The 9974-nt window shown below is 70.8% G+C and carries 17 protein-coding genes; 6 read left to right on the forward strand and 11 right to left on the reverse strand.

Annotation, left to right across the window (positions count from 1 at the left end):
• Positions 1-31: 31 nt before the first annotated feature.
• A complete protein-coding gene (gene lepB, locus ACFWGZ_RS35420; RefSeq protein WP_382455954.1) occupies positions 32-661 on the reverse strand; it encodes a signal peptidase I in 630 nt (209 codons plus the stop codon).
• Between lepB and ACFWGZ_RS35425 the strand changes: the two genes are divergently transcribed.
• A complete protein-coding gene (locus ACFWGZ_RS35425; RefSeq protein WP_382455955.1) occupies positions 636-869 on the forward strand; it encodes a hypothetical protein in 234 nt (77 codons plus the stop codon). The genes lepB and ACFWGZ_RS35425 overlap by 26 nt on opposite strands.
• 15 nt (positions 870-884) lie before the next feature.
• Here ACFWGZ_RS35425 and ACFWGZ_RS35430 read toward each other — a convergent pair whose 3' ends face one another.
• The 7 genes from ACFWGZ_RS35430 to ACFWGZ_RS35460 all read right to left on the reverse strand — a co-directional run bounded on the left by ACFWGZ_RS35430 (position 885) and on the right by ACFWGZ_RS35460 (position 7008).
• Positions 885-2273, reverse strand: coding sequence for a sensor histidine kinase (locus ACFWGZ_RS35430; protein ID WP_382455956.1), 1389 nt, complete (start codon positions 2271-2273; stop codon positions 885-887).
• Entirely contained in the window at positions 2270-2965 is a 696-nt protein-coding gene (locus tag ACFWGZ_RS35435) for a response regulator transcription factor (protein ID WP_330854231.1), read from the reverse strand. The genes ACFWGZ_RS35430 and ACFWGZ_RS35435 overlap by 4 nt, the downstream gene beginning before the upstream one ends.
• A gap of 70 nt (positions 2966-3035) precedes the next feature.
• Positions 3036-3647 (reverse strand): trimeric intracellular cation channel family protein, encoded by a 612-nt coding sequence (locus ACFWGZ_RS35440; protein ID WP_382455957.1) that lies wholly within the window; start codon positions 3645-3647, stop codon positions 3036-3038.
• A gap of 19 nt (positions 3648-3666) precedes the next feature.
• Entirely contained in the window at positions 3667-4650 is a 984-nt protein-coding gene (locus ACFWGZ_RS35445) for a nucleotidyltransferase domain-containing protein (protein WP_382455958.1), read from the reverse strand.
• A 60-nt stretch (positions 4651-4710) separates the two neighbouring features.
• Complete coding sequence (eis, locus tag ACFWGZ_RS35450; protein WP_382455959.1) at positions 4711-5868, reverse strand: enhanced intracellular survival protein Eis; 1158 nt, start codon at positions 5866-5868, stop codon at positions 4711-4713.
• A 10-nt stretch (positions 5869-5878) separates the two neighbouring features.
• Entirely contained in the window at positions 5879-6694 is an 816-nt protein-coding gene (locus ACFWGZ_RS35455) for a 3-hydroxyacyl-CoA dehydrogenase family protein (protein ID WP_382455960.1), read from the reverse strand.
• Entirely contained in the window at positions 6691-7008 is a 318-nt protein-coding gene (locus tag ACFWGZ_RS35460) for an EthD family reductase (protein ID WP_382455961.1), read from the reverse strand. The genes ACFWGZ_RS35455 and ACFWGZ_RS35460 overlap by 4 nt, the downstream gene beginning before the upstream one ends.
• A 74-nt stretch (positions 7009-7082) precedes the next feature.
• Between ACFWGZ_RS35460 and ACFWGZ_RS35465 the strand changes: the two genes are divergently transcribed.
• Complete coding sequence (locus ACFWGZ_RS35465; RefSeq protein WP_382455962.1) at positions 7083-7730, forward strand: histidine phosphatase family protein; 648 nt, start codon at positions 7083-7085, stop codon at positions 7728-7730.
• Here the strand turns inward: ACFWGZ_RS35465 and rpmF are convergent.
• Genes rpmF through ACFWGZ_RS35480 form a run of 3 tightly spaced genes read right to left on the reverse strand, consistent with a single transcriptional unit; the run spans position 7727 to position 9020 of the window.
• Complete coding sequence (gene rpmF / locus ACFWGZ_RS35470) at positions 7727-7888, reverse strand: 50S ribosomal protein L32 (RefSeq protein WP_071812574.1); 162 nt, start codon at positions 7886-7888, stop codon at positions 7727-7729. The two genes, ACFWGZ_RS35465 and rpmF, sit on opposite strands and share 4 nt — an antisense overlap.
• Positions 7888-8139: a type B 50S ribosomal protein L31 gene (locus ACFWGZ_RS35475; protein WP_382455963.1), complete on the reverse strand. Its 252-nt coding sequence runs from the start codon at positions 8137-8139 to the stop codon at positions 7888-7890. The genes rpmF and ACFWGZ_RS35475 overlap by 1 nt, the downstream gene beginning before the upstream one ends.
• The gene (locus ACFWGZ_RS35480; RefSeq protein ID WP_382455964.1) at positions 8136-9020 is read right to left on the reverse strand and encodes a GTP-binding protein; all 885 of its coding nucleotides are present in this window, start codon (positions 9018-9020) and stop codon (positions 8136-8138) included. The genes ACFWGZ_RS35475 and ACFWGZ_RS35480 overlap by 4 nt, the downstream gene beginning before the upstream one ends.
• Between ACFWGZ_RS35480 and rpmB the strand changes: the two genes are divergently transcribed.
• The 4 genes from rpmB to rpsR all read left to right on the forward strand — a co-directional run.
• The gene (rpmB, locus tag ACFWGZ_RS35485) at positions 9019-9300 is read left to right on the forward strand and encodes a 50S ribosomal protein L28 (protein WP_382455967.1); all 282 of its coding nucleotides are present in this window, start codon (positions 9019-9021) and stop codon (positions 9298-9300) included. The genes ACFWGZ_RS35480 and rpmB overlap by 2 nt on opposite strands.
• Positions 9300-9467 carry a 50S ribosomal protein L33 gene (rpmG, locus tag ACFWGZ_RS35490; RefSeq protein ID WP_089949827.1) on the forward strand — a complete coding sequence of 56 codons (168 nt, stop codon included), beginning with the start codon at positions 9300-9302 and terminating at the stop codon, positions 9465-9467. Before rpmB ends, rpmG begins: the two co-directional genes overlap by 1 nt.
• Position 9468: 1 nt before the next feature.
• Positions 9469-9762 (forward strand): 30S ribosomal protein S14, encoded by a 294-nt coding sequence (gene rpsN / locus ACFWGZ_RS35495; RefSeq protein WP_382455965.1) that lies wholly within the window; start codon positions 9469-9471, stop codon positions 9760-9762.
• A partial coding sequence (gene rpsR / locus ACFWGZ_RS35500) for a 30S ribosomal protein S18 (RefSeq protein WP_382455966.1) occupies positions 9762-9974 on the forward strand: 213 nt, incomplete at its 3' end. The genes rpsN and rpsR, both read left to right, overlap by 1 nt.

Here is a 9974-nt window from a genome sequence, read left to right on the forward strand (position 1 = left end):
GGTCCCCGCCCCCTTGCCGTGTGCCTGTGTCCTACTTCCCGCCGGTCTGCGGGTTGTAGTCCGAAATGCCGCCCCACCGCCCGACGGGGATCACGATCACGCGCGCCTTGCCGACGACGTTGGCGATCGGGATCGCGCCGTCCGCGGGGGTCGGGTCGCCGTGCTTGCGCGAGTCGGACGAGTTGTTGCGGTTGTCGCCCATCACCCACAGCTTGCCCGCGGGGACGGTGACCTTCTCGAACGAGTCCTGCTGGCGCGGGCCGCCGCCGAAGTTCAGGTACGGCTCGTCCAGCGGCTTGCCGTCGACCATCACGCGGCCCTGGTCGTCGCAGCACTCGACGGTCTGGCCGCCGACGGCGATGACGCGCTTGATGAAGTCCGTGCCGCTGGGCTCGGACAGGTTCACCATCGAACCCAGGTCCTGCAGGGTGCCGACCACGAAGTTCGGGGGCTCCTTGCCGCCGGTCCAGTTCGGCGGGCCGCGGAAGACGATCACGTCGCCGGGACGCGGGTCGTTGAACAGGTACGTGATCTTCTCGACCAGCACCTTGTCGTTCACGCAGCCCGTGCAGCCGTGCAGCGTCGTCTCCATCGAGGCCGACGGGATGACGAACACGCGTGCGACGAACGTCTGGATGACCACGGTCAGCAGCAGCGCCACGCTGAAGATGACCAGCAGTTCCTTCCAGAACGGCTGCTTCTTCTTCGCCTTCTTCCGCGAGAACTTCGGCGTCGAGTCGTCGTGGGACGACTCGTACGAGGAGGAAGAGGACGAACGGGACGTCGAGAAGCGCGTGGTGCGCGCAGTGCCGTCTCCGGCGGGAGGCGTCGTCTCCCAGCTCGACGAAGAATCGTCGTTCACGCGATGACTCACACGCCCCACCTTACGGACGTCCGGGTAGGCGCAACGTGAACAGGGCACCGCCTTCGGGGGCTCTGCCCGCCGTCGCCGTGCCGCCGTGCCGTTGTGCCACCTGCTTGACGATGGCCAGTCCCAGGCCGGATCCGGGCAGGGTCCTCGCCTCGGACGAACGGTAGAACCGCTCGAAAACGTGAGGTAGATCGGCGTCCGCGATGCCGGGGCCCGCGTCCGCCACTTCCACCACGGCGCTGCCGTCGCCCACCTGGCGGAGGTTCAGCCGCACCGATGAACCCGAAGGGCTGAACTTCACCGCGTTGTCGAGGAGGTTCAGCACCGCGCGTTCGAGAGCACTCGAATCACCCAGAAGTGTCCACGGTTGCAGCTGCACGTCGAACGTCACGGCGTTCGAGGCGCGGCGGCGCGCGCGGTCCAGCGACCGTTCTACCACCTCGACGAGGTCGACGGGCTCGTGGATGACCTGCGGCGCGTCCTCGCGGGCGAGTTCGACCAGGTCACCGATCAGCGTGGTCAGCTCGTCGAGCTGGCCGCGGACGTCCGACTGGATCTCCGTTTTGTCCTCTTCGGACAGAGTGGGGGAATCCGGGCGTTCCGAGGCGAGCAGCAGCTCCAGGTTCGTGCGCATCGAGGTCAGTGGCGTGCGCAGCTCGTGGCCCGCGTCGGCGACCAGGCGGCGCTGCCGTTCCTGGGACTCCGCGACCGCGCCGAGCATCGCGTTGAAGCTGTGCGTCAGCCGGGCCAGCTCGTCGTCGCCCGACACCGGGATCGGCCGCAGGTCGCCGGTGTTCGCGACCCGTTCGGTGGCCTCCGTCAGCCGTTGCACCGGGCGCAGGCCCGTGCGCGCGACCGCCGTGCCCGCGATGGCCGCGAGCAGCACCCCGGCGCCGCCGATGAGCAGCAGGACCACGCTGAGCTTGGCCAGCGTCGTGCGCTGCGGCGACATCGACTGGGCGATGATGATCGCCTGGTCCGGCTGGTACTTGACGGCGATGACGCGCGACTCGGTCTTGTGGTCGGTCCAGATGTACTCGTCGCGCTCGCCCTGGGCGACGTCCCACGCCTCCTCGACCGTGGGCGGCCGGTCGGAGCCCTGCGGGTACAGCAGCTGGCCGCTGCCGGCGAGCAGCACGCCCATCTTCACGTCGCCCGCCGCGAGGAACGCCGCGGGGTACTTGCCGACGAAGTCCGGCGTGTTGATCTTCTCGCCGGCCGCGACGGCCACCGCGCGCGTGCGCAGGCTCTCGTCCAGCGCGTCGTACACGCTCTTGCGCACGATCATGTACGCGCCGAACGACACCAGCGCGACGGCCCCGGCGACGCAGAACGCGGCCAGCCAGGTGACCCGGGCCCGCAGCGACGCCTTCTGCAGGCGCCCCTGGGGTTCGAAGATCACGGAGGCGTCTCCCGCAGGACGTAGCCCACCCCGCGCACCGTGTGGATCAGCCTCGGCTCGCCCTCCGACTCCGTCTTGCGGCGCAGGTACCCCACGTAGACCTCGAGAGCGTTGCCCGAGGTCGGGAAGTCGTATCCCCACACGTCCTCCAGGATGCGGCTGCGGGTGAGCACCTGGCGCGGGTGCGCCAGCAGGAGCTCGAGCAGCGCGAACTCGGTGCGGGTCAGGCTGATCGGGCGGTCGCCGCGGCGGACGTCGCGGGTGGACGGGTCGAGCTCCAGGTCGGCGAACTTGAGCACGGCGGCCGACTGGGTCGCGGCGGCGTCGTCGTGGGCGGCGCGGCGCAGCAGCGCGCGCAGCCTCGCGAGGAGCTCCTCCAGCGCGAACGGCTTGGGCAGGTAGTCGTCGGCGCCGGCGTCCAGACCGGACACCCGGTCGCTCACGGCGTCACGTGCCGTCAGCACGAGGATCGGCAGGTCGTCGCCGGTGCTGCGCAGCCTGCGGCACACCTCGAGGCCGTCGAGGCGCGGCATCATCACGTCGAGCACCATCGCGTCCGGCCTGGCGGCGGTCACCGACTCCAGGGCCTGCATGCCGTCTCCGGCCGTCTCGACCTGGTAGCCGTTGAACTGGAGCGAACGGCGGAGTGACTCCCTGACCGCCCGATCGTCGTCCACAACGAGGATGCGCATGGGGGCAAGTCTTGCCGAGGGATCTGAGAGGCGCCTGAGAAGGTCCCTAACTGCGGGTGTGAGTTCGGCGTTAGCCGTCGAGGCCGCGTGCGACGGGTGCGTTCCACTTCCGCCAGAGCGCTATCAGCCGGATGGTGATGATTATCGACGCACCAGTCAGCGCGACCAGGCCTTTCGGCAACCGGGCCCACTCACCCACCGCGACGACGACCGCTCCGCACAGCGCCGCCACGGCGTAGATCTCTCTCCTGAGGACCAACGGGATCTCGCGAAGAAGAAGATCGCGCAGCGCTCCGCCGCCGATACCGGTCGTCATTCCGATCAGGCATGCCGCGTAGGGCGGCGCGCCGAGGGTGAGCGCGGTGGTGGTGCCGGACGTGACGAACAGGCCGAGCCCCACGGCGTCGAGCAGCAGCACGGACCGGCGGAGCTTCGCGACCTGCGGGTGATACCAGAAGACGACGAGCCCGGTCACGCCCGCGACCAGCAGGTACGGCCAGCTCCGCAGGCTCGTCGGCGGGTGCACGCCGAGCAGGACGTCGCGGATGATGCCGCCGCCCAGGGCCGTGGTGAGGGCCAGGATGATCACGCCGAACACGTCCAGGCGGGCGCGGACCGCCGCCACCGCACCGGAGGCGGCGAACACGGCGATCCCGATCAGTTCCAGGACGACGAGCAGCACGAACGCACAGACTAACGACCTAGCGCTGGGACGCATTCCGGCGGTAACCGGCCTCCATCCGCCCACCCGCGGACGTCAGGACGTGCTCCACGACCGTGATGAACCGCTCCGCGCCCTCGCCCCGCACCAGAGCGCGGTAGGAGTCGACCAGCTCGTCCTCCTTGGCGTCGCGCAGGCGCCGCAGCAGCCACTTCCCGTGCCCGAGCCACCGGTTCTGCACGACCAGCGCCAGCTCGCCCGCGCAGGTCAGCAGCCGTGCCGCGACGAACAGCCGTTCGTCCTCGTCGCGTGCCCCGATCAGGTCTTCGAGCAGGTCGGTCGTGCCGTAACGGCGGTCTTCCAGCTCCGTGACGGTCGGGAGCGGAGGGCCGGCGTCGAGCAGAGCGCGCGCCTCGGCACGCATCCGCGCACCGGTGCCGTCGGAGTCGAGCATGAGAAAACCCTCGGCGCACATGTGCAGCAACGGCGGACGACGGTCCTTCGTGTCCCGTGCGACGAAGTCCTGGAAGGACTCGAGCGTGTGGCAGAACAGCTCGACCGGCCAGCCGCGGTGCACGAGCGTCTCCCGGAACGCGCCGGGCAGGTCGTGCACGATCACGACCATGTCGAGGTCCGAGTTGGCCGTGTAGGTGCCGGCGGCGACGCTGCCGCCGAGGAACGCCGCCCGTGCGAGCGGGTAGCGCTCGTCGAGCACGTCGCGCGCGGCCTGGACCGGGTCCTTGTCCCAGTCGAGAGGCTGGCCGGTGACGTAGTAGTCCTGCTCGGGGTCGAGCGGGCCGAGCACCCGCTGGACGTCGTGCCACGCCTGCGGCACCACCTGGTGCAGGTCGACGAGCCACGGGTTGTCCTCGGCGTCGAAGAACGGCCGGATCCGGAGGAACTCGTCGCGCGAGAGGTCCCGCACGCTGACCGGTGGCCCGCTGTGCCGCTTCGAATAGCCCTTCAGGCGCCACCCGATGTTGTCGCCGTAGGCATGCCTGACCTCGTCCTGGTCCCCCGCCACGGCCCCATTGTTACTTGAGGGAGCCGATCGGGTGAACAGCGACGCGCGCCGGTGAAGGCGTCAGAAGAAGTCCGCGAGCCGGGGGACGCCGGACCCGCCGACCAGCTGGTCCAGCACCGCTGCGTCCGCTTGGTCGCCCTCCAGCAGACCCGCGCGGCGCAACGCGTGCGTGTTCTGCGCGCCCGCGAACCACGGCCCCAGCGCCCGTGCGTGCAGCCGGACCGCACCCGTCCCACCGGGTTCGAGACGCGCGGCCCCGTCCTCCACGACGAGGCGCTGCGGGCCCGCGTGCCACGGCGCGTGCGGGTCGACGACGTCCAGGTCGACGGCGGTGCCGGCGAGGGCGGGCCAGCCGCGGGCGGCCACGGCGGCGGGCAGGTCGACCACGCGCAGCATCCAGGTCGCGGTCCACACCGAGTACCGCAACGGGGTGCCGGCCAGCAGGTTCAGCGTGGCCGGGTCGGTGATCCGCAGGTCGACCGCCTCCAGCGTGCCCGCCCAGGACGCCAGCGACGCGAGCAGGGTCAGCTGGGCCTCGACGTCGGTCGCGACGAGGTCGAAGACCTTCAGCCGGCCCATGTCGCCGCCGGGTTCGCGCTGGGCCGTCAGGTACCCGCGCAGGCCGTTCGGGCCGGGCAGCACGCTCACCAGGTCCATCTCGAGGACCTCGGCGACGTCGATGCGCGGCGGACGGCGGTCGGCCAGGCCGTCGACCGTGCGCGCCACCTCCAGGTAGCACTCCCGCAGGGCGCTGAGATCGCTCTCCCGGGCCGGCCGGGACGGGATTCGTTCGGAGGGCTTCGGCACCGCCAGCAGCCGGTCCATGGGCAGCTCGACCCACTCCAGCACGCCGGTGCGCTCCCAGCCGCGGCCCCGGTACAGCGTCGGCACGGTCGCGTAGAGCACCGAGAGCGCCTGCCCGTGCTCCCGCATGACGGTCAGCGAGGCGTCGAGCAGCGCGTTCGCCACGCCACGGCCGCGCAGGGCGCCGTCGACGGCGACGCCGCCGATCCCGCCCATGGGGACCGCGGCGCCGCCGTAGAACTGCGCGTACTCCCCGATGCCGAGCACGCCGGCGACCTGGCCGTCGAGTTCCGCGACCAGCCCGCGCGAGCCGGGTTTCACCAGCTGTTCCGGGCGCCGCGTCGAGTTGAACGCCAGCTTGCGGAGCCGGAACACGGCGTCGAGGTCGTCCTCGGTGTACTCGCGGATGTGCACGCACACCTGCTTACCAGGTGAAGAAGCCCTGGCCCGTCTTCTTCCCGAGCTCACCGCGCGCCACCTTGTCCCGCAGCAGCGCGGGAGGCTCGAACCGCGGTCCCAGCTCGGCGGCGAGGTGCTCGGCGATCGCGAGCCGGACGTCGAGCCCGACCAGGTCGGTGAGCTCCAACGGCCCCATCGGCCAGCGGTAACCCAGTTTCATGCCGGTGTCGATGTCCGCCGCGGAGGCGACGCCCTCCTCCAGCATGCGGATCGCCTCCACGCCGACTGCGACACCGAGCCGGGACGTCGCGAAGCCCGGCGAGTCGCGGACCTCGATGACGGTCTTGCCCAGGTCCTCGGCCCACGCCCGCGCCTTGGTGACGTTCGCCGGGTCGACGCCGTCGTGGTGGACGAGTTCGACGAGCTGCTGCACCGGCACGGGGTTGAAGAAGTGCATGCCCAGCACGCGGTCGCCGGGCAGTCCGGCGGCGATCTCGGCGATCGAGAGCGACGACGTGTTGGACGCGAGCACGGCCCGCGGGCACTTCGCCGCCGCGTCGCCCAGCACCTTCTGCTTGAGCGGCACGTTCTCGGGCACGGCCTCGACGACCAGCTCCGCGTCCGCCGGCAGCTCACCGGTGCTCAGGTTCGCGAACACCGCGGCGGCGTCGGCGAGCTTGCCCTTCTCCTGCGCCTTGGCGAGCGACCGCTCGACGGCCCGCCTGCCCTGCTCGACGCGGTCGGCACCGGCTTCCGCGAGCGTGACCTCGTGGCCGCCCGCGAGCAGGACGTGGACGATGCCCGCGCCCATCGTGCCGCCGCCGATGACGACTGCCTTCACGCCACGACCTCGGCGCTGAACATCGCGACCAGCTCCATCCCGCCGATCTCGGCGAGGTTCGCGCCCGACGTGGCCCACTCCGGCGACTGGATGGCGGCCTTGAACGACGCCTCGGACTCGAAGTACATCTCCGCCACGAGGTGCGGCTCGGTCTCACCGAGGAACCCGGCGAGGAACACCTGCTGCACCTTCGCGACCTCGGCGCGCACCAGCCCGGGAACCGAGTTCACGATCGGCAGGTGCGACTCGAAGTACTTCTGGTCGAAGCCCTCCGGGTCCGCGGGCCTCTTGTACAGCACGACGTACTTGATCATGTGACACCGTCCTCCTCGACTCGCCGAGCACTGTAACGGCTCGGGCACCCGCGGGACTGGGGCACGATGGTGAGGTGCGGATCATCCTGCTGCGCCACGGACAGAGCCTCGGCAACGTCGACGAGCTCGCCTACTGCCGCATCCCCGACCACGCCCTGCCGCTCACCCCGACCGGCGAGGAGCAGGCCCGCGCGGCCGGTCCGGTGATCAGGGACCTCGCCGGCGACGGCCCGGTCGCGGCCTACGTCTCGCCGTACCGCAGGACGAAGCGGACGTTCGAGCTGCTCGGCCTCGACGCCGAGCGGATCGTCACCGAGCCGAGGGTGCGCGAGCAGGACTGGGGCAACCTCCAGGACCCGGTGCAGCAGGAGGTGCTCAAGCACCAGCGGCACGCGTTCGGGCACTTCTTCTTCCGGCTGCCCAACGGCGAGTCCGGCGCCGACGTGGACGACCGCGTCGCGGCGTTCCTCGACGGCCTGACCGTGCGGATGCACAAGGACGAGGGGCACCCGAAGACGGTGCTGGTGGTGTCGCACGGGCTGACGATCAGGTTGCTGTGCCGCCGGTTCTTCGACTGGAGCATCGACCTGTTCGAGTCGCTGTCCAACCCGGACACCTGCGAGAACCGCGTGATCGACCACGACGGCACGGGGTGGAGGCTGGACCGCCCCTTCGACCAGTGGCGCGACTCACCGGACGGGACGGTCCAGCTCCCGGACTAGAGCAGTCCCCGCTTGTAGGCGGCGACGAGACGGCGCGGCACGAGGAGTTCCTTGCCGTCCAACGTCCGCACGCGCACGAGGTCCGGCGCGGTGGCCTTCCACTGCGACCGGCGGTGCCGTGTGTTCGAACGCGACGTCTTGCGCTTCGGAACGGCCATCAGCGCTCTCGCTTCCCGTAGCGGCGGTGGAACTTCTCGACCCGGCCCGCGGTGTCGACGAGCCGTTGCGTGCCCGTCCAGAACGGGTGCGAGTCGGCGGTGATGTCGACGACCAGCAGCGGGTAGGAGTTGCCGTCCTCCCACTCGACCGTCCGCGACGAGGTGGCGGTCGACCGGGTCAGGAAGGTCTTGCCGGTCGAGGCGTCCTGGAAGACGACGGGGTGGTAGTCGGGGTGGATTCCTGGCTTCACAGCTCCAGCTTTCGGATCGAGTCCACGAAGGACAGTTCGTCGTCGGTGAGCAGCGCGCCGGCGAACGCCGCGGTGATGTCGTCCGGCTCCCCCAGCGTGATCGCCACGATCTGGGTGGTCCTGCCGTCCCGCGGCCCGCCGGCGCCGACGTGCAGCCCGCCGCCCGCGGACTCCAGGTGCAGCGCCACGTCCGGCTCGTCGGCGACCCACAGCCGGCCGCGCGAGCGCACCACCGTGCCGTCGAGCAACGAGTCGAGCGCGTCGTTCAGCCGCCCGGGGTGGAACGGCCGGTCGGCCGTGAAAACCGCTGTCGACACACCGCTTTCGGGCGTGAGCGGCACCAGCCGCGGCCGTGCGCTCCGGCACACGACGACGGCGTCCGGCGTGCAGATGTGCGCGCCGGGAGCGAGCCGGTCGAGCACGGCGAGCGTCCGCGCGTCCGCATCCCCCTGCAGCACCAGCACGTCGGCCGCTTCGGCCTGCGCGACGACGACCTGCGCCACCGTCCGCTGGTCGGTGACCATCGACGCGTCGCCCAGCGCGTCGTCGAGCCAGCTCGTCGCGTCGAGCACGGTGATCACGCACTCGACGTCGACGCCGAGGTTGCGGCGCACGGCGTCCGGTTCGAGCAACGGGTCCAGGTGCAGCACGACCGTGTGCCCTCCGAAGCTCCCGAGCACCGCGCGCAGGTCCTCCCGCACGGTGCACGAGACGCACCCGTGCAGCAGCTCGAGGTCGGTGGCGACGCCGTCGACCCAGCGGCACACGGACGTCTCGCCGGCCACGTGCCGCACCAGCACCGATCCGGGCCGGTCACGCCACACCCGCACGGCGACGTCGTGGTCCACCAGCCCCGCCACCATGACGACAACGGTTTCCATGTGGGGTACCGTAGATGAAAACGAATGTCGTTTCAATCTGGAGGTACCAGTGCGCTGCCAGCTGACGGGCCGCGAGCCCGGCTTCGGCAACCGCGTCTCCCACTCGCACCGCAAGACGCGGCGCCGGTGGAACCCGAACGTCCAGCGCAAGCGGTACTGGGTGCCGTCGCTGAACCGGTTCGTGACGCTCACCCTGTCCGCCAAGGGGATCAAGACCGTCGACAAACTGGGCGTCGAGGCCGTCGTCGCCCGGCTCCGCGCGCAAGGGGAGAAGGTCTGATGGCCAAGGGCAACGACGTGCGGCCCATCATCAAGATGAGGTCGACCGCGGGCACCGGCTACACCTACGTGACCCGCAAGAACCGCCGCAACGACCCGGACCGCCTGGTGCTGCGCAAGTACGACCCGGTCGCGCGCCGGCACGTCGACTTCAAGGAGGAGCGCTGACGTGGCCAAGAAGTCGAAGATCGCCGCGGACCGGCGCCGCCGCGAGGTGGTCGCGCGCTACGCGGAGCGCCGCGCGGAGCTGAAGGAGATGCTGCGCCACCCGGAGACGCGCGAGGAGGCGTTGCGGGGCCTGCAGAAGCTGCCGCGCGACGCGTCGCCGACCCGGTTGCGCAACCGGGACGCCGTCGACGGACGGCCGCGCGCCTTCAACCGGAAGTTCGGCCTGTCGCGGCTGCGGCTGCGCGAGATGGCCCACCGCGGCGAGCTGCCCGGCGTGTCGAAGGCGAGCTGGTGATGCGCGAGCGGAAGGTGCTCAAGCGCAGGCAGAACCTCCTCGCCAAGGAGGGCGTGACCGTCGTCGACTGGAAGGACGTCGCGCTGCTGCGCAAGTTCATCTCGGACCGGGGCAAGATCCGGTCCTGGCGCGTGACCGGCCTGACGCCGCAGCAGCAGCGCCAGGTCGCCACGGCGATCAAAAACGCACGGGAGATGGCTTTGTTGCCGTAC

This window comes from Lentzea sp. NPDC060358, assembly GCF_042725365.1.
In the GTDB taxonomy this organism is placed as follows: domain Bacteria; phylum Actinomycetota; class Actinomycetes; order Mycobacteriales; family Pseudonocardiaceae; genus Lentzea.